At 68.3% G+C, this 24,710-nt stretch carries 22 protein-coding genes; 17 read left to right on the plus strand and 5 right to left on the minus strand.

Annotation, left to right across the window (positions count from 1 at the left end; genetic code table 11):
• Positions 1 to 62: 62 nt before the first annotated feature.
• From JL108_RS08750 to JL108_RS08775, 6 genes are all read left to right on the plus strand, one after another.
• On the plus strand, positions 63 to 1,991 hold the full coding sequence (locus JL108_RS08750) for a biotin carboxylase N-terminal domain-containing protein (protein ID WP_205197927.1): 1,929 nt from the start codon (positions 63 to 65) through the stop codon (positions 1,989 to 1,991).
• A gap of 109 nt (positions 1,992 to 2,100) precedes the next feature.
• Positions 2,101 to 3,261, plus strand: coding sequence for an acyl-CoA dehydrogenase family protein (locus tag JL108_RS08755; protein ID WP_205197928.1), 1,161 nt, complete (start codon positions 2,101 to 2,103; stop codon positions 3,259 to 3,261).
• Positions 3,262 to 3,388: 127 nt separating this feature from the next.
• A complete protein-coding gene (locus tag JL108_RS08760; protein ID WP_205197929.1) occupies positions 3,389 to 4,135 on the plus strand; it encodes an enoyl-CoA hydratase-related protein in 747 nt (248 codons plus the stop codon).
• Positions 4,136 to 4,323: 188 nt separating this feature from the next.
• On the plus strand, positions 4,324 to 4,866 hold the full coding sequence (locus JL108_RS08765; protein WP_205197930.1) for a type IV toxin-antitoxin system AbiEi family antitoxin domain-containing protein: 543 nt from the start codon (positions 4,324 to 4,326) through the stop codon (positions 4,864 to 4,866).
• Positions 4,863 to 5,693 (plus strand): nucleotidyl transferase AbiEii/AbiGii toxin family protein, encoded by an 831-nt coding sequence (locus JL108_RS08770; RefSeq protein ID WP_205197931.1) that lies wholly within the window; start codon positions 4,863 to 4,865, stop codon positions 5,691 to 5,693. The genes JL108_RS08765 and JL108_RS08770 overlap by 4 nt, the downstream gene beginning before the upstream one ends.
• Before the next feature lie 24 nt (positions 5,694 to 5,717).
• Complete coding sequence (locus tag JL108_RS08775) at positions 5,718 to 6,233, plus strand: PIN domain-containing protein (RefSeq protein WP_205197932.1); 516 nt, start codon at positions 5,718 to 5,720, stop codon at positions 6,231 to 6,233.
• A gap of 6 nt (positions 6,234 to 6,239) precedes the next feature.
• On the opposite strand, the gene fdxA is transcribed toward JL108_RS08775, so the two are convergent.
• Positions 6,240 to 6,560 (minus strand): ferredoxin, encoded by a 321-nt coding sequence (fdxA, locus tag JL108_RS08780; protein ID WP_205197933.1) that lies wholly within the window; start codon positions 6,558 to 6,560, stop codon positions 6,240 to 6,242.
• A 76-nt stretch (positions 6,561 to 6,636) separates the two neighbouring features.
• Here fdxA and soxR point away from each other — a divergent pair, with 76 nt between their 5' ends.
• From soxR to JL108_RS08810, 6 genes are all read left to right on the plus strand, one after another.
• Positions 6,637 to 7,101, plus strand: coding sequence for a redox-sensitive transcriptional activator SoxR (soxR, locus tag JL108_RS08785; RefSeq protein WP_143914957.1), 465 nt, complete (start codon positions 6,637 to 6,639; stop codon positions 7,099 to 7,101).
• 75 nt (positions 7,102 to 7,176) lie between these two features.
• Positions 7,177 to 7,794, plus strand: coding sequence for a superoxide dismutase (locus tag JL108_RS08790; RefSeq protein ID WP_205197934.1), 618 nt, complete (start codon positions 7,177 to 7,179; stop codon positions 7,792 to 7,794).
• A 106-nt stretch (positions 7,795 to 7,900) separates the two neighbouring features.
• Positions 7,901 to 8,425, plus strand: a complete 525-nt coding sequence (locus JL108_RS08795) for a flavin reductase family protein (RefSeq protein ID WP_205197935.1) — start codon at positions 7,901 to 7,903, stop codon at positions 8,423 to 8,425.
• A gap of 109 nt (positions 8,426 to 8,534) precedes the next feature.
• A complete protein-coding gene (locus JL108_RS08800; protein WP_205197936.1) occupies positions 8,535 to 8,777 on the plus strand; it encodes a hypothetical protein in 243 nt (80 codons plus the stop codon).
• Positions 8,778 to 9,097: 320 nt separating this feature from the next.
• Positions 9,098 to 11,188: a UvrD-helicase domain-containing protein gene (locus JL108_RS08805; RefSeq protein ID WP_205197937.1), complete on the plus strand. Its 2,091-nt coding sequence runs from the start codon at positions 9,098 to 9,100 to the stop codon at positions 11,186 to 11,188.
• Positions 11,188 to 12,759 (plus strand): metallophosphoesterase, encoded by a 1,572-nt coding sequence (locus JL108_RS08810; RefSeq protein ID WP_205197938.1) that lies wholly within the window; start codon positions 11,188 to 11,190, stop codon positions 12,757 to 12,759. Before JL108_RS08805 ends, JL108_RS08810 begins: the two co-directional genes overlap by 1 nt.
• Here JL108_RS08810 and JL108_RS08815 read toward each other — a convergent pair.
• From JL108_RS08815 to JL108_RS08825, 3 genes are all read right to left on the minus strand, one after another.
• Positions 12,693 to 14,882 (minus strand): MMPL family transporter, encoded by a 2,190-nt coding sequence (locus JL108_RS08815; protein WP_205197939.1) that lies wholly within the window; start codon positions 14,880 to 14,882, stop codon positions 12,693 to 12,695. The genes JL108_RS08810 and JL108_RS08815 overlap by 67 nt on opposite strands.
• A gap of 74 nt (positions 14,883 to 14,956) precedes the next feature.
• Complete coding sequence (locus JL108_RS08820; protein WP_205197940.1) at positions 14,957 to 15,937, minus strand: hypothetical protein; 981 nt, start codon at positions 15,935 to 15,937, stop codon at positions 14,957 to 14,959.
• A gap of 33 nt (positions 15,938 to 15,970) precedes the next feature.
• Positions 15,971 to 17,161, minus strand: a complete 1,191-nt coding sequence (locus JL108_RS08825) for an ArgE/DapE family deacylase (protein ID WP_205197941.1) — start codon at positions 17,159 to 17,161, stop codon at positions 15,971 to 15,973.
• 367 nt (positions 17,162 to 17,528) lie between these two features.
• Between JL108_RS08825 and JL108_RS08830 the strand changes: the two genes are divergently transcribed.
• Complete coding sequence (locus JL108_RS08830) at positions 17,529 to 19,391, plus strand: anthranilate synthase family protein (RefSeq protein ID WP_205197942.1); 1,863 nt, start codon at positions 17,529 to 17,531, stop codon at positions 19,389 to 19,391.
• 171 nt (positions 19,392 to 19,562) lie between these two features.
• Here the strand turns inward: JL108_RS08830 and JL108_RS08835 are convergent, their stop codons facing one another.
• The gene (locus JL108_RS08835) at positions 19,563 to 20,318 is read right to left on the minus strand and encodes an MBL fold metallo-hydrolase (RefSeq protein WP_205197943.1); all 756 of its coding nucleotides are present in this window, start codon (positions 20,316 to 20,318) and stop codon (positions 19,563 to 19,565) included.
• 178 nt (positions 20,319 to 20,496) lie between these two features.
• Between JL108_RS08835 and JL108_RS08840 the strand changes: the two genes are divergently transcribed.
• From JL108_RS08840 to JL108_RS08855, 4 genes are all read left to right on the plus strand, one after another.
• Entirely contained in the window at positions 20,497 to 21,051 is a 555-nt protein-coding gene (locus JL108_RS08840; RefSeq protein WP_205197944.1) for a Uma2 family endonuclease, read from the plus strand.
• 185 nt (positions 21,052 to 21,236) lie between these two features.
• Positions 21,237 to 23,507 carry a phosphoribosylformylglycinamidine synthase subunit PurL gene (gene purL / locus JL108_RS08845; RefSeq protein ID WP_205197945.1) on the plus strand — a complete coding sequence of 757 codons (2,271 nt, stop codon included), beginning with the start codon at positions 21,237 to 21,239 and terminating at the stop codon, positions 23,505 to 23,507.
• Positions 23,508 to 23,524: 17 nt separating this feature from the next.
• Positions 23,525 to 23,713 (plus strand): hypothetical protein, encoded by a 189-nt coding sequence (locus JL108_RS08850; RefSeq protein ID WP_205197946.1) that lies wholly within the window; start codon positions 23,525 to 23,527, stop codon positions 23,711 to 23,713.
• Between the two features lie 379 nt (positions 23,714 to 24,092).
• Complete coding sequence (locus JL108_RS08855; protein ID WP_143914930.1) at positions 24,093 to 24,710, plus strand: DUF47 domain-containing protein; 618 nt, start codon at positions 24,093 to 24,095, stop codon at positions 24,708 to 24,710.

The following is a 24,710-nucleotide window of genomic DNA, read 5'->3' on the forward strand; positions in this document are numbered from 1 at the left end:
TTGCGATGGCTCCATGTGACCGGAGCGTATCGAGACCACATCGGACGGAAGGGAGTTACCGCATGATCAGCAGGGTTCTGGTGGCGAACCGGGGGGAGATCGCCCGGCGGGTGTTCCGCACCTGCCGCGACCTCGGCATCGGCACGGTCGCCGTGCACTCCGATGCCGACGCGAACGCGCCCTTCGTCCGTGACGCCGATGTCGCCGTCCGGCTCCCGGGCAATGCGCCCGGCGACACGTACCTGCGCGGCGACCTCGTCATCGAGGCTGCCCGCGCGGCCGGCGCCGACGCGATCCACCCCGGTTACGGCTTCCTGTCCGAGAACGCCGACTTCGCCCGCCAGGTCGAAGCCGCCGGGCTCACCTGGATCGGACCTACGCCCGAGTCGATCGAGGCGATGGGCAGCAAGATCCGGGCCAAGCAGATCATGGGCGACGCCGGGGTGCCCATCCTCGAGGTCGACCTCGACGGCATCTCTCCCGACGAGTTTCCCCTCCTCGTCAAGGCCTCGGCCGGAGGCGGCGGACGTGGCATGCGCGTCGTCGAGTCACTCGACCAGCTCGACGGCGAGCTCGCCAAGGCCAAGGCCGAGGCACAGTCGGCCTTCGGCGACGGCACCGTCTTCGTCGAGCCTTACCTGCCGACCGCCCGGCACGTCGAGGTGCAGGTGCTCGCCGACACCCACGGACGCGTCTGGGTCGTCGGCGACCGCGACTGCTCGATCCAGCGACGCCACCAGAAGGTCGTCGAGGAGGCGCCCGCCCCCGATCTCTCGGACAAGGCACGCACCACGCTGCACATCGCGGCGCGGGCAGCGGCCGAGGCCGTCGGGTACCGCGGCGCGGGAACGGTCGAGTTCCTCGTCGACGGCGATCGCGTCTACTTCCTGGAGATGAACACCCGCCTGCAGGTCGAGCACCCGGTGACCGAGTGCGTGACGGGACTCGACCTCGTCGCCTGGCAGCTCTCGATCGCCGAGGGCGCGGCACTCCAGGGCAACGCGCCCGAGCCGTCCGGCCACGCCGTCGAGGTGCGGCTTTACGCCGAGGACCCGGCCGACGACTGGGCCCCGCAGACCGGCACCGTGCGCGCCTTCGACGTCGAGGGCGTCGCCTTCGAGAACCCTCGCGCGTACGGTGTGCGCGTGGACTCCGGGGTCGAGGCCGGCAGCGAGGTGGGTATCCACTACGACGCGATGCTCGCCAAGATCATCGCCTACGGACCCGACCGCCGGGCGGCGCTGCGGATGCTGGACGGCGCTCTGCGCAACGCCCGGGTGCACGGCGTCCGCACGAATGCCGCCTTGCTGCGAGCGATCCTCACCGACGAGGAGTTCACGGCCGCGCGCGTCCACACGGCGCTGCTGAACGAACGCCTCGATGCCTGGATGACGCCCAGCGACGACCGGGCCGATCGAAAGGCGGCGCTCGCCGCCGCCATCGGGGAGGCGACCCAGACGGCCGCTGCCGCGCGAGTGCTCTCCCGCATGCCTGCCGCCTGGCGCAATGTGCCGAGCCAGCCGCGCGTGCGCCGCTACGGTGACCACGAGGTCGCGTACGAGCAGCGTGGAGGGCGGCTCGTGTCGTCATGGCTCGACGGCGTGAGCGTCGTCGACGCACGCGGCGACACCGTGGTGCTCGCGGACGGCGCGGTGCGGGAGACCTACCGGCTCACGATGGGCGAGGGCGTCGTGGACGTCGATGGACCGCACGGCCCGGTCAGCCTGGAGGTCGTGCCGACCTTCGTCGACCCGGCCGATGTGGTGGCCGAAGGGTCGCTGCTCGCGCCGATGCCCGCCGCCGTCACCGATGTGGCCGTCGAGGCGGGACAGAAGGTCGCCAAGGGTGACACCGTCGTCGTCCTCGAGGCGATGAAGATGCAGCACACGATCACGGCGCCGACCGACGGCGTCGTGGGGGAACTGGCCGTCAGCGCCGGACAACAGGTCGAGGCCGGAGCCGTCCTCGCCGTCATCGAGGAAGCCGAATGAGCGGGCACTGGGTGGTCTCGCTCCAGCGCGATGGGCTCGCAGAGCTCGCGGTCGCTACTCGACCGGAGCGTATCGAGGCCACGTCACGTCGTCAGGAAAGGAAGAGCAGATGAGCGCATTCGTGGAGAGCGAGGAGCGACAGGAGCTGCGCAAAGCGGTCCGTGCGCTCGGCAAGAAGTACGGCGACGAGTACTTCGTCGCCGCGGCCACGGACGGTCGCAAGACCACCGAGCTGTGGAGCGAGGCGGGCCGGCTCGGCTACCTCGGCGTCTCGATCCCCGAGGAGTATGGCGGCGGTGGCGGGGAGATCGGCGACCTCGCCGCGGTCTGCGAGGAGCTCGCCTCGGCAGGCTGCCCGCTGCTGCTGATGGTCGTGTCCCCCGCGATCGTCGGCACCATCATCGCGCAGTACGGCACCGATGAGCAGAAGCAGCGCTGGCTGCCCGGCCTCGCCGACGGCTCCGCCACCTATGCCTTCAGCATCACCGAGCCGGACGCCGGCTCGAATTCGCACAACATCACCACGACGGCCAAACGCTCCGAGGACGGCTGGATCCTGTCCGGCGGGAAGACCTACATCAGCGGCGTCGACGAGGCGAGCCACCTGCTCGTCGTCGGACGCACCGAGGACGCCAAGACGGGCAAGCTCAAGCCCGCCCTCTTCATGGTGCCGACGGACGCCGAGGGCTTCACCTATACGCAGATCGACATGGGCATCGTCAGTCCGGAGAAGCAGTTCACGCTGTTCTTCGACGATGTCCGCCTGCCGGCCGATGCCCTCGTCGGGTCCGAGGACGCGGGACTCGACCAGCTGTTCGCCGGGCTCAACCCCGAGCGGATCATGGCCGCCTCGATGGCCACGGGGTCGGCTCGCTGGGCGCTGCGCAAAGCGGTCGCCTATGCCAAGGAACGCGATGTCTGGGGCAAGCCGATCGGCGCGCACCAGGCGATCGCCCATCCGCTCGCCAAGCTGCACATCGACATCGAGATGGCGCGGCTGCTGACGCAGAAGGCCGCGGCGCTGTACGCCGAGGGTGACCTGCTGCGGGCGGGAGAAGCGGCCAATATGGCGAAGTACGCGGCGGCCGAGGCCGGCTGCGATGCGATCGATCAGGCGATTCAGACCCACGGCGGCAATGGCCTCGCGACCGAGTACGGCCTCGTGCAGGCCCTGGCCGCATCGCGACTCAGCCGGATCGCGCCCGTCAGCCGGGAGATGGCCCTCAACTTCGTGGCCCAGTTCTCCCTCGGCCTCCCCAAGTCCTACTAGAGAACTCAGCCGGTGGCGGTAGACCATCAACCTCACCTCGATCGTGGCGGTAGACCATCAACCTCATCGGGTCTCGATAACGTTGACGGCCTACCGCCACCGGGTGAGATGAACGGAAGGAACGACGATGAGTGAACTCGTGCACCTCGAGGTGGCCGACCGGGTCGCCACGATCACGCTCGACAGCGAGCACAACCGCAACGCCCTCAGCCGCCAGCTCGTCACCGAGCTCGGTGAGCGACTGACGGCCGCCGAGGCCGACGACACCGCACGAGTCATCGTGCTGCGGTCGGCACACCGGGTGTTCTGCTCCGGTGCCGACCTCTCCGAGGCGGCTGAGGGCGCGATGGAGGAGGGCGCACGTGTCCTCGTCGCGCTGCAGCGTCAGATCGCATCCTCGACGAAGCCCGTCGTCGTCGTGCTCGGCGGCCCGGTGCGTGCCGGCGGCCTCGGACTCGTCGGCGCGGCCGATATCGTCCTCGCGGCGGACTCGGTGACCTTCTCCCTGACCGAGGTGCGTCTCGGCCTCGCGCCCGCCGTCATCTCGGTCAGCCTGCTCGAACGCTTCTCCTCGCGAGCTGCCGCCGACACCTTCCTCACCGCACGGACCTTCGACGCCACCGAAGCGGTCACGATGGGCCTCATCACCCGCGCAGTGCCCGCTGACTCGCTCGACGAGACCGTCGCCGGTGTGGTCGCGGAACTCGCCGAAGGCTCCCCGCAGGGGCTGCGCGAGACCAAGAAACTGCTCAACGCCGGCCTCCTCGCCCGGATCGATCGCGACGGTGAGGCTGTGGCGCGCCAGTCCGCCGAGCTGTTCGGCAGCGACGAGGCCCGCGAGGCCATGCTCGCCTTCCTCTCCCGCAAGCGGTAGCCGTTCGACGGTTCCGCGAACGTGCCGTCGTACCGAGCCGCGTGTCGGCGGAGCGGTACACACTGACAGCGTTCGTTTTTTCGTTGAGGGAAAGTCATGCGTTACACCACCGAGGTGCAGGCCAAGGACGCGCTCGGCTCCGTCGCTCAGGATGGTCACAACACTACCATTTTCGGTATAGTTGTGACATGGCCGCCGAGGTGAAGTACCGGGAGATCGTGCGCGAGATCGCGCTCGATCACTATGGCTACGTCACCACGAAGGAGGCAGCAGAGGCGGGCGTGCCGCCCGTCGAGTTGCCGAAGCTTGCCGCTCGCGGCGGGCTCGTGAATGTCGCTTACGGACTCTATCGAGTCCCGGACATCCCGCCGACCGCATACGACCAGTTCGCCGAGGCGCTCTTGCGGGCGGGGGAAGGTGCGTACCTGCACGGTGAGTCGGTGCTGTCACTGTTCAATCTCGCCGACGTGAACCCACGGAAGATCAAGGTGGCAGTGCACCGCCGTGCTCGGTCGAAGATGCCTCCGTACGTCGAGCTGACCCGAGTCAACGAAGGGGCACGGACCACGTTCTATGAGGGGCTGGCAGCCCAACCGGTCGCGGACGCCATCCTCGAATGTCGAGGTCGCATCGAGCGAGAACGGCTACGGGACGCTGCCAAGCAGGCGCGCAGCGAGGGTCTATTGACCACGGCTGAGTTGCAGCAGGTCAGGAAAGGACTTCGGTCGTGAGCTACGCGGGTGCCCCGACGAACGTGCGGTCCTTGGGCCAACGCATACGCAACCTGGAAGGCAGCGACGGCCTGGCGCTGCGGCGTCGGATCGGCATGACGTTGGTAGTGGTCGGCCAGATGCTCCCCGAGGGTGCGATCAAGGGCGGCAGTGCGATGGCGCTGCGCTACGGGCGCGACACTCGGTTCACCCAAGACCTCGACGCCGCGCGGGTCCAGCCGCTCGCCGCCTTCCGCAGCGACTTCGAGGAATCGCTCGCGTCCGGATGGGCACGATTCACAGGCAGGCTGGTCGAGAAGCCCGCGCCTCGCCCGCCGGCCGTGCCGACGGCGTACGTCATGCAACCCTTCGAGGTGAAGCTCGACTACCGAGGCAGGCCGTGGTGCACGGTGAAGTTCGAGCTGGGCCACAACGAGATCGGCGATGCCGACGAGCCCGAATACCAACTGGCTGCCGACCTCGCCGACCTCTTCACCGAGGTCGGGCTCGAAGCGCCGAAGCCGGTCCCGGTCATGCGCTCCGACCATCAGGTCGCCCAGAAGCTCCATGCCGTGTCAGGCGAGCGGAGTGAACGCGCACGCGATCTGGTCGACCTCCAACTTCTCGACAAGCGCGAAGACCTCAACGTGGGGCCGGTGGCCGCGACGTGCGCCCGACTCTTCGACTACCGCCGCCAGCAGGCATGGCCGCCGACCATTCAGGTCGGCACCGGGTGGGACACGCTCTATGCCGAAGCGGCCGACGGGCTTGACGTCTTACCGACGGTCGAGGAAGCGGTCGAATGGGTCAACGAGTTCGTCCGCCGCATTGCGGCGGCAGCGGTGTGAGCGACTCGGCGATGTGGCAAAAATGTGGCAGGACAGCGTAGGGCGACCAGTAGCCACCAGCAACGTCAACCACGTTTGCGCAGGTTAGGCCGCACATGCCAACCGCTGCATCTGTGCGACACCTTGCTGCGACTTGCCGAGGCGGAGACATTTCGGCCTCTGTGGTCGGAGGACATCTTGGTCGAGCTGGAGCGGAACCTGGTCGACGTGGCGGGTTTGAACGATCGTCAGGTGCGGCACCGGATCAATGAGATGCGGCGTTCGTTCCCGGATGCCGCCGTGTCAGGACATCGCGACCTTGAATCGGCCATGATGTGCGACCCCAAGGACCGACATGTGCTGGCCGCTGCGGTGCGTGCCGATGTAGAAGTGTTGGTCACCGCGAATCTTCGTGATTTCCCGCCGGCAGCCGTCGAACCGTACGAGCTCACGGTTCTCCATCCGGATGATTTCCTGCTGGATCAACTGGATCTTTATCCTGAGCGGACTCTCATCGCCGTCACTCGACAAGCCGCGGCCAAGGTCCGGCAGCTTCTGTAGCCGGCCTCAGTCCCCCTGTGGAGGAAGGGCCGCGACGAGCGGGTGGTCGTACGGCAGGACACCGGTCTTGGCCGCACCCCCGGGGGACCCCAGCTCGGCGAAAAAGTCGACATTGACCTGGCGGTAGTCGGACCACTCGGCCGGCACGTCGTCCTCGTAGTAGATCGCCTCGACCGGGCAGACGGGCTCGCAGGCTCCGCAGTCCACGCACTCGTCAGGCTGGATGTACAGGGATCGCTCGCCCTCGTAGATGCAGTCGACGGGACATTCGTCGATGCACGCACGATCCTTCACATCGACACAGGGCTGGGCGATCACGTAGGTCATCGAGGGCCTTTCGATTCGGGTCGCTTCGACCGTAGAATCTCAAGTGCACTAGAGGTCAAGTCGGTGAGGAGTGGCGATGTCACCCGATCACGCGCCCGACGAGCTGTTGACGATCGGCGAGATGAGCCGGCGCACCGGGGTCGCTGTCTCCGCGCTGCGCTACTACGAGAGCCTCGAGCTGATCGCGTCGGTGCGGACGACCGGCAATCAGCGTCGCTTCCCGCGTCACATGCTGCGTCGCGTGTCGCTCATCGCGGTAGCCAAGAATCTCGGCGTACCTCTCGCCGACGTTCAAGCCACTTTCGCGGACGTGCCGCTCGACCGGACTCCCAGCCACGAGGACTGGCAACGCGCCTCGCGGGCGTGGAAGCGACAGCTGGAAGAGCGCCGCCGCGGGATCGAGAGGCTGGAGCTCGAGCTGACCGGTTGCATCGGCTGCGGCTGCCTGTCGATGAAGGCCTGTGCTCTGTTGAATCCCGACGACGCCCTCGCGGCCACCGGTTCGGGGCCGCGGCGACTGGAAGGCATCCCGGACGAGTGAGAGCGATCACATTCCCTTGACCTCATGTGAACATGAGGTTTTAGCGTGGTGAGCAATCACTGCGAAAGGATCGTCATGGCTGAGTACACTTTGCCGGATCTGCCGTATGACTATGGGGCGTTGGACCCGCATATCTCGGGCAAGATCATGGAGCTGCATCACGACAAGCACCATCAGAACTACGTCAACGGCCTGAACACCGCGATCGAGAAGCTCGAAGAGGCCCGCGCGAACGAGAAGTTCGACACCGTGAACATGCTGGAGAAGAACCTCGCGTTCAACCTCGGCGGCCACATCAACCACTCGATCTTCTGGAAGAACCTGTCCCCCGACGGTGGCGACAAGCCCACCGGTGAGCTCGCCGCCGCGATCGAGGACAACTTCGGCTCCTTCGACGCCTACCGCGCCCAGTTCGAGCAGGTCGCCCTCGGTATCCAGGGGTCAGGTTGGGCCATCACGGCCTGGGACACCCTCGGCCAGCGGCTGGTCATCGTCCAGCTGTATGACCAGCAGTCCAATATCCCCGCGACGCTGATCCCGATCTCCCAGCTCGACATGTGGGAACACGCCTTCTACCTGGACTACCTCAACGTCAAGGGCGACTACGTCAAGGCCTTCTGGAATATCGCCAACTGGGCCGACGCCCAAGAACGATTCACCGCCGCCACCACCGGCGGACAGATCATCTTCTAACCCCAAGACCCGCGTTCGCGTTGAGTGTGGGGAGGTACCTCACACTCAACGCGAACGCAGGACCTCGGTAACCGGCTCTGCTCGACCAGAATTGAGTGACGTCCTCATGCCTCCTCGTTCTCTCGACGCATCGCTGTACGACGGTTTCGCCCGGTACGGCAGCGGCGTCACCCTCGTCACCGTCCGAGGCGACGACGATCGCTTCTTCATCGCCGCGCCGATGCTCACGGTCTCGGTGGACCCGTTCACGGTGGCGATCTCCGTCGGCCGGCACCGCGACGCCCTGTCGGCCATCGTCGCCGGGTCCACGTGGGCGATATCGCTGCTCGGAGCACATCACCTGCCGTTGGCGCGCCGTCTGTCGGAGCCGGGCACCCGCGACGAACGACTGAACGCCCTCGAGGCGGCCGGCGCGGACTCGTCGCCCGAAGGTCCGCTCTGGCTCCCCGACGCCCTGGCCACCTTCTGGTGCGGCACCGACTCCACGATGCCCGTACACGATCAACTGCTGGTGGTGGGAAATGTCGTGCGTGGCGTCGTCACCGAGGGCGGCACACCCCTCCTGCGGTGGAATCGCGATTTCGGCGTGCTGGGCGGGCTCCCGTGTCCGTCGTCGGCGATGGCGAGCTGAGTTCTTCCCCGCCGGCCTGGTTGTCCACAGGCCTGTGGAAGGTTCGCCCGTTTGTCTCCGGTTCCTGGCATCCTCGGAATCTCTCAGCGATACTGAAGGGGTGTTGTCGATGACGGATGCGCAGACATGGACGTTGATCGTGGGTGTGCTCACGACGTTCGTGGCGATCATCGGCCTGGTGGGTGCAGTGTTCATCCGGGTGATACGAGCGGAGATCGGGGGCCTGCGGAGCGAGATGGGCGGCCTGCGGAGCGAGATGGTCGTTCGGTTCACGGCGGTGAACGAGCGCCTGGACTATCTGGACCGCGATGTCCAGGCATTGATGAAGCACGTCTTCCATCGTCCCGAGTGATCGGCATCCCGCCGGACTCCGTTACCACCGATCGATGGTCGACTACAGATGCCGTCGTCGGTGATTACTGTGACGACAGAGGCGCAGATATGGGCGCTGATCGCGATCGTGCTCATCAGCCTTGCGGTGAACGCCGTGCTGAGGTGCTTGCTGCTCACGCAGACGATGCGCGTTGAGTTCAGGACGGCACGCGCTGAGATCCGCGGGATGTGTCGTGAGAGCGCCCCGGGGCCTGGATCCGGAGTGACCGAGTAGGCCGGCACCCCTTTCGCGGCGCTCGCTAGAATCGAGCGTTCGGTGCGAGTCGTGAAGGAGTCCGGTTGACCGAGGCAGAAGAGCGCGCGGAGATCGCCGCCGAGCAGGCCTATGTCGATGTCGTCTACCAGCGGCTCGACGCCTCGGCAGTGACCGCCCGGTCCCTGGTCGCCGAGGGGATGGCACGCGGTCACATCGGCCATGAAGGCGGACTCGTCGAACGCGATGCGATGGTCTATCAGGCCAACCGACGACTCGCCTCCCTCGACGCCGCCCACGAGGGACTCGTCTTCGGACGTCTCGACCTCCTCGACGGCGGCCGTCGTTACATCGGTCGTATCGGTGTGCGCGACGAGGACCGCGAGATCCTCCTGATGGACTGGCGAGCACCGGCCGCCTCGGCCTTCTACCGCGCCACGGCCCAGCAGCCCTCCGGTGTCGTGCGTCGTCGTGTCCTTCGTTCGCGCGCCGATCGCGTCATCGGCGTCGAGGACGATCTGCTCGATGCCGAGCACGCCCCCGACGACATGGTCGTCATCGGCGAGGGCGCGCTGCTCGCGAGCCTCAGCCGTGCACGCGACGACCAGATGCACTCGGTGGTCGCCACCATCCAGGCCGAGCAGGACGAGGCGATCCGCGCCCCCAGCCGTGGCGCCACGATCATCACCGGCGGGCCCGGCACCGGCAAGACCGTCGTCGCACTGCACCGGGCGGCCTACCTGCTCTACACCGACCGCCGTCGCTTCGAGACCGGTGGCGTGCTCGTCGTGGGGCCGTCCTCGGTCTTCATGAACTACATCGACCGCGTACTGCCGAGCCTCGGCGAGACCGCGGTGACCTTGCGGGCCATCGGCGATGTGGTCGACGGCATCCGCGCCTCCGAACACGACGTCCCCGCCGCGGCGGCGGTGAAGGGCTCCGAACAGATGGCGACCCTCCTGCGGCGCCTGGCTCGCTCGCCGATGCCCGAAGCCCCCCGCGAGTACACCGGGTTCTATCGCGATCAACGCCTACATCTCAGCAGTCGCGATCTGCGCCGGATCGGCCGTCGGCTGCTCTCCCGAGGCTCGCGCAACCAGGTCTTCCGGCAGGTGCCGGCGGCGGTGCTCGCCGCGCTCTGGTCCCAGGTCACCGCCGAGCGCGCCCTGGAGAAGGGTGAGGACGCCTTCATCGAGGAGTTGCTCGGCGATCACCGTTTCGTCGACTTCGTCGAGTCGTGGTGGCCCGAGGTCGACGCCGTCGAGGCCTGGCGGACCCTGCCGCAGCGCATCGCCGAGCTGGCCGGCGACGTGCTCACCGCGGAGGAGATCGCCGTCGTGCGCGACACCTGGTCCCCGGATGCTCCCCGCATCGAGGACGTCCCCCTCATCGACGAGCTCCGTCATCTGCTCGGCGAGGTGCCGCCCGAGATCGATCTCGATGCGGGCCTGCCCAAGCAGCTGATGAGTTTCGAGCGCCGGGAGCGGGACGAGGCCGAGGAACGACTCCGTACGACCTCCAGCATCGAGGACGACAGCTACGCCCATCTCCTCGTCGACGAAGCGCAGGATCTCTCGCCGATGCAGTGGCGGATGCTCGGTCGTCGGGCACGCCTGGCGAGCTGGACCATCGTCGGCGACGCGGCACAGTCGTCCTGGCCGAGGCCGCACGAGACCATCGCGGCCCGCGACGCGGCGATCGGCAACAAACCCCTGCACCATTTCCGGCTGTCGAAGAACTACCGCAACTCCGCGGAGATCTACGACCTCGCCGCCCGCGTGGCGCAGCGCACGATCGACGATCCCGATCTCGCTGAGGCGGTTCGGCGCACCGATGTCGAGCCACGTCACGAGGTGACCGACCGGGTCGAGGAACGCTCCCGCGAACTGCTCGACTGGTTGCTCGACCAGACCGAGGGCACCGTCGCGGTCGTCGCCGCGCAACGTGACGTGGAGCACTGGCGGCGTTCGCTGGCCGATGTCGCGCCGGACCGGGTGCGGGTCCTCGACGGCCTGGCCACCAAGGGGCTGGAGTTCGACGGCGTGCTGGTGTCCGAACCTGACGCTATCGTCGCGGAGTCGGCTGCTGGCTGGCGCACGCTCTACGTCGTGCTGACGAGGGCGACGTCCCGGCTGGCCACGGTCGGCACGACACAACGATGGCTACAGGAGGTGTGATGACCCGTCGCGTACTCGCGATCGTCGGTCTGGTGCTCGCAGGACTCGTGGTGGGAACGTGGGTCGCGACAGCGTCCTTCCTCCACACTGAGCGCACCGTCACCATCGGAGCGCACAACGCCACGGTCACCGGCAACCTCGACGGCCATGCCACCGTGCAGGCCGGTCCGCTGCTTCCCGAGTTCCGGATCAGCACCGACGCTCCGCTCGGCATCGGCGCGGATATCGTGCTGCGCGACAGCCCCATCACCAATTTCGAGCAGATCCTGGCGCAGGACGCCGCGATCGCGGCAGCCCCCGAAGGCGAGATCGCCAAGGTCACCGCGGTCCTGCAGGATGTCGCCCTCGTGTCGGTGATCCGTGGCGTCGCCGCCGGCCTGGCGACCGTGGTGGTGATCGCCGTCATCTGGCGGCTGCTGGGGCCCGCCCGGCGCACACAGCTGGCGGGCGCGTGGCCGCCCAGCCGCCATACGGCCCTCGTCGGCGGCACGCTGACCATCGTGCTCGTCGCCTCACTGTGGGTGGCGCTTCCGCATCGCTCCGATGACACGCGCACGGTGGCCTGGGTGCCGATCACCACCGAGTTCCCCGAGCTCGGCGACATCCCCGCCGACCTCAGTGCCCTGCAGGACGTCGAGGTGTCCAAGGGAGCTGCGGTGGCGGGCAGCAAGGCGCTGCTCGACGGCGCCATCGCCACCTACTCCGAGTCCGTCGACTTCTACGGCAAGCTCGCCGACGACGTGAAGGATGTCGACGGCATCCGCGCCCCCGAGGGCGACGAGATCACCGCCCTGGTGGTCACGGACCGGCACAACAACATCACCATGGATCAGGTCGCCAAGGCCGTCGGCGATCGCGCCGACATCTCCTTCGTCATGGATCTCGGCGACGACACCTCCAATGGCGCCTCGTGGGAGGACTTCAGCATCCAGTCGCTCGCGGCGGCCTTCTCCGATGTTCCCGTGTACGCGGTCGCCGGCAATCACGACCAGGGGCCGTTCATCCGCGAGGAGATGGAACGCGTCGGCTTCACCGTGCTCGACGGCGGTATCGAGGAGATCGAGGGCATCTCGATCCTCGGTGACAGCGACCCCCGCAGCTCGGGCCTCACCGCCGGGTACACCGGCAACGAGGACGACAATATCGACGCGATCGGCGCCCAGGACGCCGAGCTGGCCGAGATCGCCTGTGATGCCGAGGAGCGCATCGGCGTGATGATGGTGCACAGCTCGGCCTCCGCTCGCGAGACGATCGACCGCGGGTGCGCCGACCTCGTGCTCTCGGGGCATCTGCACCGGCAGGTCGGCCCGGACGTGACCGAGGGCGAGGAGGGCATCACCACGGCCCTCACGACGGCCTCGACCGGCGGCGCGGTGTACGCCTTCGCGCTGGGCAGCAAGCTCCGCCGCGACGCCCAGGTCACGCTCGTCACCTTCGACGACGGACGCCCGGTCGGTCTGCAGATCATCACCTTCCAGCCCGGCCGCATCATCGACGTCGGCGACTACACCGAGCTCGAGCTCTCACCCCTGCCGGGCGACGACGCCGACGACGCCACCCCCACGCCCTGACCTGGCTGAACGGCCGGTGTCGAGGCGTCCGTCTCGCGCAGGCCGAACCGGTCGTGCCATCGGCGTAGGGCTGGTGGCGCCCACCAGTTCGCGCGTCCGAGCAGGGCCATCAACGCCGGTACCAGCAGTGCCCGGACGATCGTCGCGTCGATCAGCACCGCGACGGCGATCCCGATGCCGAGTTCCTTGATCGTCCCGATCGATGACAGCGCCAGCGCGCCCGTCGCGATCGCCAGCAGCAGTGCGGCGGCGGTCACGATCCGTCCCGTGCGTTGCAGTCCGATCGCCACCGCCTCCCGGTCGCCGATGCCGGAGTCGCGCGCCTCCTTGATCCGCGTCAGCAAGAAGACCGCATAGTCGGTCGACAGGCCGAAGACCACCGCGAACAGGAGGACCGGTTGCGAGGACTCCAGCGCCCCCTGGCTCGTGAAGCCCAGCACGCCCTCGCCGTGCCCCCATTGGAAGACCCACACCAGGATGCCGAACGTGGTCGCGATGGTCAGCAGATTCATCACGATGGCCTTGAGGGGCAGGATCACGCTGCCGGTGAGCAGGAACAGCATCACGAAGGTCAGCAGACCCAGGATGAGCAACGCCCACGGCAGGCGATCGGTCAGTGCGGCGACCTGATCGACCTGTTCGGCGCTCTCGCCACCGATATCGACGATCAAGGCGGTGGGCAGTCCGCGGATCTCGCCGACCAGGTCCAGGGACGACTGTGCGAGGGGGTCGCCGGCGCTGGTCGCCTCGAACTGCCAGAGACGGTCGCCGAGATAGGTGGGCGCGGTGACGTGATCGACACCCGGGAGCTCGCGCACGGCGCTCGCATACTGCTGAACCTCGGTCCAGCGGGCTGACGGAGCCTCGACCGCGACGATCATCGGCGACAGCATCTCGGTGCCGAAGTCCTCGCGGAGGGTGTCGTCGAGGATCCGCGCATGGCTGTCGGTCGGCAACATCGCGACCCCGGCCCCGGTGAGTTTGAGCTGGGCGGCCGGCGCGGCCAGCACCAGGAGGGTCGCGGCCGTCGCGACCGCGAAGAGCGCCGGATGGCGCATCACCAGGGACGACAGCCGGTACCAACCGCCGCTCCGTTCGGCCCTCGCCTCGCGTTCGGCCGCCCGGACCCAGCGTCTCGGAGCGAGAGCATTGACGCGGGTCCCGAGTAGCGCGAACACGGCGGGGAGCACGAGCAACGCCGTCGCGGCAGCGACGAGGGCGACCGCTACCACCGCGATCCCCATCGAGTAGAGGAATCTCAGGGGGAATACCAGGAGGGCCGCGCCGGCGCCCGCGACGGTCAGCGCCGAGAAGAGCACGGTCCGGCCGGCGGTGGCGACAGTGGCCTGGACGGCCGCGTGACCCTCGCCCCGGCGGATCAGTTCCTCGCGATACCGGCTGACCATGAACAACGAATAGTCGATGGCGAGCCCGAGTCCCAGGCAGGTGATGAGGCTCAGCGCGAAACCCGAGATCTCCATGAACTCGACGATCGGTCGGAAGGTCAGCAGGGTGAAGACGATCGTCACGATGCCAACGACCAAGGGCAGCAGCGCCGCGACCACCGAGCGGAACACCCAGAGGGCGATGGCGAAGAGGACCGGAAGCGCCATCAGCTCCGCCCGCAGCAGATCGCGATCGATGCGCTCGTTCACCTCTTGGAAGGCGGGCCGAAACCCTCCCACGTCGATGCCGGGGACGGCGTCGAGCTCGGCCCTCAACTCGCGCGTGAGGGCGTCGGCGTCGGCATCGGCCTGGAAGCCGACCGTCCAGAGGAGGTGCTGCCCGTCTCGGGACACGAACTCGGGTCCCGCGCCAGGACCGCCCTCGACCCGCGCGATTCCCTGCCGGTCACCGATCTCGGAGATGACCGCCTCAGCCGCGCGATCTCCGGACTCGCTGAGGATGAGGAGGTCCGGGACCGCGCTCTCTCCCAGCACCTGCTCGATCCGGTCTACGGCACGGGCACTGGACGAGCCGGGGTCGGCGAAGGAGTCGACATCGTGATTGAGCTGGTCGACGACGGGCAGACCGACGCCCACGCCGACAGCGAGGAGGAGTAGCGCGCCGACGATCACGCGCCAGGGACGGGCGATCAGACACCGGGTCAAGGAGGCAGGCACAGCATGACGGTAAGACCGATGAGTGGCTGATATATGCCAGAGACGTGACCATTACTGGCCATGTCATATTGCGGTCATTCTGGAGCGTCGGTGCGTTGCCAGGCAGCGCCCAGCGCAAAGAGGCCATCGACCTCGTAGTGGCGCATCGCGGCGGCCAGCCGGCGCCGAGCGGTGCGTTCGGAGATGCCCAGCGCACGAGCAGCACCCTGCACGGTCGCGCTCTGCGTCATCAACTCCAGGAGACTGCTCCAATCGGGGGCCTCCTCACGGTCATCGGCCGGCGCGAAGGGCACGCCCTGATGCCAGAGCTCGTCGAAGAACTCCGCGGCGAGCCGTGCCAGTGAGGCCGACGTGATCACGAGCATGCTGCTCAACCGGGGCTCACCCCAGCTGAGCGGCACGGCGACGGTGTCGCCGTGGACGATGAACCAGCTCGGCACCCGGCGCGCCAGCCTGACCTGAGCCGTCGGCGCGATCAACGCAGCGAAATCCCGGCCGTCCGGAGGCTCCGTGACCGCCTCCAGCGGTAGGAGGCATCGGGCATCGATCGCATGGTCCCGCATGTAGTCATCCGCGGCGGAGACATCCGGCACCCCGAAATCGTCCACGAAGGCAAGACTGGGCGACAGGATCCGGACCGGCTTGCTCGCATCGGCCCACCCGAAGCCCGTGCGGCTCCAGAAGCTCGTGACGGCCTGGGCTCCGTTCAGCACCTCCACTGAGAACAGATCCCCGTGTGCGCCGGCGGTGCTGCCGGCCTGCCAGTCCGCCAGCAGGGTCGGCAGATCCTCGATCGTCGCGCTCACTGTCTCCAGCGCCCGATGGGCTTGCTCGGTCACGGCCAGGATCCGCCGTTGGGCCGCCTGCAGCGGGGGCAACAGCTCGACGCGGTCTCCCGCCACACTCAGATGCCCGGCCTCCGCCAGCTCGGCCAACGCCGGACGCAGGTCCGCGATGCTCAGGTCGCTCTCCTCGGAGAGCGCCTTCACCGAGTCGACACGGGTGCGAAGGAGGGTGCGCAGGGCGATCGCCGCGTGTTCGGATCGACCGTTCATCGTGCTCCTTCGGGCTACGGGCCTGGCAGAAGGCTACGTGCAACGGGCGAGGATGAGATCGCGATAGACCTCGGCGCAGTGCACGACGTCGTCGATCGGCACGGACTCGTCCACGGCGTGGGCATCGGCGATGGCCCCGGGCCCGTACTGCACGGTCGGGATCTCCGCTCCCACGTACAGCCGCAGGTCGGAGCCGTAGGGAGCACCCGCGGCCCCCGCCCCGGTCAGCTCACCCACCTGCCGCACGAAGTGGTGGTCCGGATCGGTCATGCCCGCCGCGAAGCGACCCCCAGGCCAGCTCACGTCGATCGGGTTCTCCCGCAGCCACGGGTCCTGTGCACACAACTGCCCGATGTGGCGCTCGAACGCGGCCTCGGCGTCGGCGAAGCTCTCCCCCGGACGGACGCCGTAGCGGCCTTCGGCGACGAGCCGGTCGGGGACCGTGCTGGCCCAGTCGCCCGCGGTGAGGATGCCCACCGAGATCGGGAACGGCAGCGGTCCGAACAGCGTCGGGACATCGGCATTGCGCCGGGCCTCGAGCTCATCGATGGCCGCGAGCACGCGCGGAAGCAGGCCGATCGCGGACACGCCGTCGCGGCGCATCGAGCCGTGGGTCGCGGCGCCGCGGATCTCGAGCCGGAAGGTCAGCGATCCGGCATTGGCGGCGACCACCCGACCGGCCGTCGGCTCGGCGATGAGACAGGCATCGCCGGCGTGCCCGCGACGCAGGGTGTCGAAGGTGCCGAGCCCGCCGTCCTCCTCGGCGACGACGGTGTGGATCGCGAAAGGGCGAGCGAGGGAGCGGTGGTCGACGGCCCGCGCGGCGGCGAAGATCGCCGCCACCCCGCCGAGCATGTCGCAGGTGCCGCGACCTCGCCAACGGCCGTCGCGGATGGTCAGGGTGAACGGGTCGGACTCCCACAGACCGACCTCGCCGATCGGCACGACATCGACGTGTCCGGCCAGGATCAACGCGGGGCGATCGGAGGAGGTGGCGGCGACGCAGCCCCACATCTCCTCGCGCTCGACCTCCTCGCCGGGATAGTCCGGATCGCCGCGCAGATCCTCGAGATCGGCGTGCCAGTGATCGACCTCGAGGCCGAGGGAGGTGAGACGCTCGGCGCACCAGTGCTGGATGGCCACCTCGGCCTCCGAGCCCCCGATCGCCCCGAAGCCCACGAGGGTGGCCAGGTCATCGCGCAACGTGTCCTCGTCGATCTCCACGCGATCAGTGTGGCATCCGTGCTCGCTACCTCTCCAGCACCCGCCATCGACCTCCGCAGGGCGGTGACCTACGCACCTCTCAGTCTGGGGAGCGGTGGGTTACGCACGTCTCGAGCGTCGGGAGGGGTGCGTACGTCACCGCCCTGAGCGGGGAGGGGTGCGTAGGTCACCGCTCCCGAGAGGAAGGGTTGATGGTCTACCGCCGCGCTGGGGACCGAGCGGGGGTGCGCTACGCTGCCGTCCATGACGACTCGCACCTGGTGGCGCCGCTCCTAGGTGGCCTGTCGTCCCGTTGTTCCCAACGCCCAGTCCGCCGTAGGCCGGTACTGGGCGTTCGTCGTCCACGGCCGCGACACGTAGGAAGACCATGACCCTGCTCGATGATCTGCTCGCTCAACCGGCCTTCGCCCTCATCCGCGGGCGTGAGGCCGACACCGTCACGCTCATCGGCGGCCCCCGCACCGATATCGAGAGCCTGGCCGACATCCCCGTCGTCGACGGTGCGGAGGAGCGATGGGATCACCTCGTGCTCGTCCCCTACGCTCAGGTCCGCGAGCGGGGATTCGACGCCCACCAGGACGGCACGCCGCTGTCGGTCATCCGCGCCGACCTCCTCGCCGAGGTCCCGCTGGCCGAGGTGCTCGACCAGCTGCCCGACGCTCCCGTCGAATTCGTCGACCGCGGCGGCTTCGACACCAGCGATGACGACTACGCCGAGATCGTGCGGCAGATCATCGACGGCGAGATCGGCGTGGGGGAGGGGGCCAATCTCGTCATCGGCCGCCACTACCGCGCGCAGGTCGCGGACTGGGGCCACGAGCGCGCGCTGACCGTGCTGCGCCGCCTGCTCGAACGCGAGCGCGGAGCCTTCTGGACCTTCCTCATCTTCACCGGCGACCGCTATCTCATCGGGGCGAGCCCCGAGCGCCATGTCAGCCTCGACGCCGGCCAGGTGCGCATGAACCCCATCTCGGGGACCTTCCGCATGCGCGGCCTCGAGACCCACGCCGACCGCAAGCGCGAGCTGCTGCGCTTCCTCTCCGACGAGAAGGAGATCTACGAGCTCTTCATGGTCGTCGACGAGGAGCTCAAGATGATGTGCGACATCTGCCATGAGGGCGGACTCGTGCTCGGTCCCTACCTCAAGCCGATGAGCCACCTCGTGCACACCGAGTATCTGCTCGCCGGCCGCACCGATCGCGACGTGCGTGACGTGCTGCGCGACTCGATGTTCGCCGCCACGGTCACCGGCAGCCCGGTGGAGAACGCCTGCCGGCTCATCGCGCAGTACGAGCCGGAGGGACGCGGTTACTACGCCTCGATCGCCGCACTGGTCGGGCGCGACGCCGAGGGCCGGCAGAAGGCCGACGCTCCCATCCTCATCCGCACGGCCGATGTCGACCTCGACGGCCGTCTCAAGGTCAGCGCCGGCGCGACCCTCGTGCGCGACTCCGATGCCGCCTATGAGACCGCCGAGACCTGGGCCAAGGCCGCCGGCATCCTCAGCGCCTTCGGGCTCGTGGACGCAGCACCGCCCGCCGCCGAGGGATTCGACGCGTTCACCCGCGAGGACGACGTGCTCATCGCCCTCGGCTCGCGCAACCAGCGACTCAGCCAGTTCTGGCTCAGCGACCAGTCCGGCACCGAGCCGGAACCGCATCTGGTCGGCAAGCGGGTCGTGATCCTCGACGGCGAGGACGACTTCGTCAACATGCTCTCCCACGTGTTCGGCGTCCTCGGGATGTCCACCGATATCGTGCGTCACGACGACTACGCCGAGGGGGACCTCGACGGCTACGACCTCGTCGTCGTCGGGCCCGGGCCGGGCGATCCTCGTGCCGACGAGCCCAAGATGCGGGTGCTGAGGGGGGCCGTGGACCGGCTGCTCGCCTCGGGCCGGCCGTTCCTGGGCGTGTGCCTGGGTCACCAGACGCTCTGCCACCAGCTGGGCCTGGATCTCACCTTCAAGGACATCGTCTTCCAGGGCACGCAGAGCCGGCTCGACGTGCTCGGCCGGACCGAGACGGTGGGGTTCTACAACACCTTCGTCGCGCGGGTGCCCGAGACCGGGTTGCCCGAGGGGGTCGGCGTCGAGACCGATGACAACGGCGACGTCCACCTCGTGGCCGGGCCGCACTATCGCGGCATCCAGTTCCATGCCGAGTCGATCTTGACCCAGCGCGGCTACGAGCTGCTGCGCGATGTCGTGAACGAGCTCCTCCCCGCCTGACCTCCGGTGGGCGGTGGGCAATCACGCACCTGAGCGCCTGAAGTCAGGGATAACTCACCGCCTGTGTCAGTTGGGCCACCGGCGACGCAGGATGTGATTCTGTGGTTGCCAGGACGACCACGAAATCACATCCTGCGTCCCCGATGTCCCGCCCACGGAACCGGGCCGAGGTCAGAGGGTCGTGCGGTCGTCGTGGGCGAGGACGACGGTGACCTGCGGGAGCAGGTGTAGCTCGGAGAGCAGCCGGTGGTTGCGCGAGATCGCCCGCTGATCGCGGCCGACGGAACGCTCGAAGGCCCGCAGCGTGCCGCGCCGTGGCAGCGCCGGATCGAGGACGCTCGCGTCGAAGAGCGCGTCGCCGGCGTGCAGGATCCACCGGTCGTCCTGCGCCACCGCCACCGCGGCGTGGCCACGTGAGTGTCCCGGCATCGGCACCAGCACCACCCCGGGCAGCACCTCGTGGCCGGTGAAGCCGAACTCCCACACGTCGCCGCGGCCGGTGTGGAGGACCGGCCGGGGGAGTGTCGCGAGCTGGCTTCTCCGGTACCGGATCCGATCGAGCGGGTCGGGATCGGTGACCGCCGCGGCGTACTCGTCGGCGGTCGTGTGCACCCGAGCCTCCGGAAAGTCGTCCACGCCACCCATATGGTCCAGGTCGAGATGCGTGAGGACGATATCGGTCACCGCCCCTGCCTCGATGCCGCGCCGACGCAGCTGCTCGACGACGGTGAGGGACGGGTCGACACGGGGCCGGAGCAGATGCCGCATCGGTCCGAGACGGTGCGCCGGGTCGGTCAGATCGGCGAGGCCGAAGCCGGTGTCGATCAGCACGAGACCCTTCCCGGTGTCACACAGCAGCACCTGCGCGGGCACCGCCGGACCGAGGGCGGGCTCCATGAGCGCAGCGGTCAGCAGTTCGACATCCATGCCTCATCGTCGCAGCCCGGAGCCGCCGCCGGGGCCGATCGGCCGAATCACCCGAGAGCTGTCCACAGACTCGGGGGACGCTGCGCTTGTCCACAGCTTTCGCCGAGGGCCTGGTGGCCAGGCCCGGAGTCCGTTTCGATGATGGTCATGGGGAAAGGAGCGAACTACGATGACTGCCATGGCTGTTCCGGAGGTCCTCGGCCTGCCGCGCGGCAGGGCGCTGACCCGCGACGATCTGGACACGATGCCCGATGACGGGCACCGCTACGAGCTCATCGACGGGGTGCTCCTGGTGAGCCCGGCACCGCGTCCGGTGCACCAGCGGGTCATCCGAAAACTGTCGCGCATTGTCGAGGACCATTGCCCGGAGAGCGAGGAAGTGTTCTTCGCGCCCTTCGATGTGGCGCTGGCGGCAGATACGGTCATGCAGCCGGATCTCCTCGTGGTCTCCCGGCGTGACCTCACAGATCGAGGGGTCACCGTTCCGCCGCTGCTGGCGGTGGAGGTGTTGTCGCCGTCGACGCGCAATTTCGATCTGCTGTTGAAGAAGGAGCGGCTACAGCGCGCCGGCTGTGCCCACTACTGGGTGGTCGATCCCGACGTGCCGTCGGTGACGGCCTGGACGCTCATCGACGGCGAGTACGCCGAGGTGGCCCGGGCCGCCGGCGCCGAGCGGTTCGAGGTCGTAGAACCTCTCGCCCTGAGCCTGGTGCCCTCCGAGCTGATCGACTGACACAAGTGCCCGCCTGGCCCGCCGATGTCGCTACGTGGCAGAGGGCGGTGGGCTACGCACCTCTCGTACCCGGGGGCGGTGGTTGACGCACCTGTCCGCGCCCCGGATGGGTGCGTAACTCACCGCTCCTGGCGGGGAGGCGAGTGCCGGCTGGGCGGGCCGAGCGACACCAGTAGGCTGGGATCGTGACGCTGGATACCGTCGAGCACGCCTCCTCCACCCCTGACCACGAGCAGCCCTGGGCCGAACTGGGCCTCAAACCGGACGAGTACGAGCGCATCCGTGAGATCCTCGGCCGCCGCCCCACCGGTGCCGAGCTCGCCATGTACTCGGTGATGTGGAGCGAGCACTGCTCCTACAAGTCCAGCAAGGTGCACCTGCGCAAGTTCGGCGAGCTGCCGCAGGAGACGCCGCTGGGCAAGACCCTCGCCGGTATCGGCGAGAACGCCGGCGTCATCGACATCGGCCAAGGGTATGCCGTCACCTTCAAGGTCGAGTCGCACAACCACCCCAGCTACATCGAGCCGTACCAGGGCGCCGCGACCGGCATCGGCGGCATCGTGCGCGACATCCTCGCGATGGGTGCCCGGCCCGTCGCGGTCATGGATCCGCTGCGCTTCGGCCCCCTCGACGCCCCCGACACCGCCCGCGTGCTGCCCGGCATCGTGGCCGGCGTCGGCGGCTACGGCAACTGCCTCGGCCTGCCCAATATCGGCGGTGAGGTGGTCTTCGACGAGACCTACGTCGGCAACCCGCTCGTCAACGCGCTCTGCGTCGGCGTGCTGCGCCACGAGGACCTCCACCTCGCCCACGCCACCGGCACCGGCAACAAGGTCGTGCTCTATGGCGCCCGCACCGGCGGCGACGGCATCGGCGGCGTGAGCGTCCTGGCCTCGGAGACCTTCGACGCGGAGGGCCCCAGCAGGCGCCCCGCCGTCCAGGTCGGCGACCCGTTCATGGAGAAGCTGCTCATCGAGTGCACCCTCGAGCTCTTCGCCGCCGGCGTGGTCAACGGCATCCAGGATCTCGGCGGCGCCGGACTGTCCTGCGCCACGAGTGAGCTCGCGAGCGCCGGAGACGGCGGCATGCACGTGGAGCTCAGCCACGTCCCGCTGCGCGACTCCACGCTCTCGCCCGAGGAGATCCTCATGAGCGAGAGCCAGGAGCGCATGATGGCGGTCGTCGAGCCCGAGCATCTCGCGGGCTTCATGGACATCTGCGACAAGTGGGATGTCGAGGCCGTCGTCGTCGGCGAGGTCACCGACGGCGATCACCTCGTCATCGACTGGCACGGCGAGACCGTCGTCGACGTTCCCCCGCGCTCCGTCGCGCACGACGGCCCCGTCTACGAACGCCCCTACGCGCGTCCCTCCTGGCAGGACGACCTGCAGGCCGATGCCGCCGAGCGACTCCCGCGCCCGGCCACGAGCGAGGAGCTGCGCGAGCAGTTCGAGCAGGTGCTGACCAGCCCGAATATCGCGGACAAGAGCTGGGTCACCAAGCAGTACGACCGCTACGTCCTCGGCAACACGGTGCTCGGCGAGCCCGACGATGCCGGCATGATCCGCATCGACGACGAGACCGGCCTCGGGGTCGCGATCTCGACCGACTGCAACGGTCGCTTCGCCAAGCTCGACCCCTACGCCGGCGCCCAACTGGCGTTGGCCGAGTCCTATCGCAATGTCGCCATGTCCGGTGCTTTGCCGCTCGCCGTCACCGACTGCCTCAACTTCGGCTCCCCGGAGGACCCCGACGTCATGTGGCAGTTCGAGCGCGCCACCCACGGGCTCAAGGACGCCTGCGCCGAACTCGGGATCCCGGTGACCGGCGGCAATGTCTCGTTCTACAACCAGACCGGCGAGACCCCGATCCTGCCCACACCCGTCGTCGGCGTGCTCGGTGTCATGGCCGACGTGCGCCAGCGCATCGCCACGGGCTTCCGCAGCGACGGCGCGCACGTGCTGCTGGTCGGCCGCGCGACCACCGACGAGCTGTCGGGATCGACGTGGGCCGATGTCGTCCACGGCCACCTCGGAGGACTGCCCCCGGCGGTCGACCTCGACGCCGAGCGCCGGCTGGCCGATCTCATGGTGCATGCCGCCAAGGAGGTCATCGTCGAGTCCGCGCATGACCTGTCCGATGGCGGGCTCGCGGTCGCCGTGGCCGAGGCCGCCTTCCGTCACGGCGTCGGCGTCACGCTGGAGCTCGACGATCCCTTCGCGGATCTGTTCAGCGAGACCACCGGTCGCGCGCTCGTCGTCGTCGCCGAGGAGAACCACGAGGCCTTCGTCTCCCTCGCCGAGCGTTTCGATGTCGAGCTCTCCTCGATCGGCCGCACCGGCGGGGATCGCATCGTCGTCGACGGCCAGTTCGAGGTGGGAGTGGCCGAGCTCAGCGATCGCTGGAGCGCCGTGCTCCCGGCAGTTCTAGGGACGATCGACGCCCAAGCGCGGTGAGCGGTACGCTGCGCTCCGTGGAGCCGCATCCCCCCGCAGGCGAGCTCGGACCCCTCGATGAGCGTCTGCGCGACGACGCCGTCCTGGCCGAGATCGACCTCGTCAGCCGGTTGATGATCGCTGCATCGGGAGCTGTCACGCCGCTGACCGCCGAGCAGATCGACGCCCTCCTCGGCATCGATCCTGGTGGTCTCATCACGGAGTAGGGGGGATCCGGTGTTCGGAGGGGTGGTTTCGATACGCCCGACCGAGCTCCTTCGTCGCCGGTCGGGCTACTCAACCACCGAGGACGTCTCCGTCGCCGGTTGGGTTGCTCGACGACCGAGGTGGTGACGCGCCGGTCGGGTTGCTTGACGACCGAGGTGGTGACGCGACGGTTGGGTTGCTCGACGACCGAGGTGGTGACGCGCCGGTTGGGTTGCTTGACGACCGAGGTGGTGACGCGACGGTTGGGTTGCTCGACGACCGAGGACGTCTCCGTCGCCGGTCGGCCGAAGACCGCTTTCAGCGACCGCGACTCGTGCCGCTGGGCACCTGCCCTTTAGCATGGTGGGCGGCCAACTTCCGCCTCTCTAGGAGTACCGCGTGCGGTTCCGCATCCGACCGGTCGAAACGACCTTCTACGAGCTCTTCACCGAAGCCGCCGAGCATCTCGTGGGCGGCGCGAACCTGCTCGCCCAGGTGCTCGACGCCGACATCGACAATGGCGATATCGCCGAGCGGATGCGTGAGGCCGAGCACCAGGCCGATGAGACGACGCACCGCATCATCAAGCGCGTCAACAGCACCTTCATCACGCCTTTCGACCGCGAGGACATCTACGACCTCGCCAGCAACCTCGACGACGTCATGGACCACATGGACGAAGCGGTCGACAGCATCGTGCTCTACGGAGTCAGCGAGTTCCCCGAGGCCTTCGCCTCCCAGATCGCGGTATTGCAGCGCGCCGCGCAGCTCACCGCCGAGGCCATGCCGCGCCTGCGGACGATGACCGATCTGGAGGAGTACTGGATCGAGATCAACCGGCTCGAGAACGAAGGCGACCGCAACCACCGCCGCATCCTGGCGCACCTCTTCGACGGCAGCTACAAGGCGATGCAGGTGCTGAAGCTCAAGGACGTCGTGGAGTCGGTGGAGCAGGCGATCGATGCCTTCGAGTCGGTCGCCAACACGATCGAGCAGATCACCGTCAAGGAGTCCTGA

Origin of the sequence: Aeromicrobium sp. YIM 150415, assembly GCF_016918125.1 — a bacterium.
GTDB lineage: Bacteria > Actinomycetota > Actinomycetes > Propionibacteriales > Nocardioidaceae > Aeromicrobium > Aeromicrobium piscarium.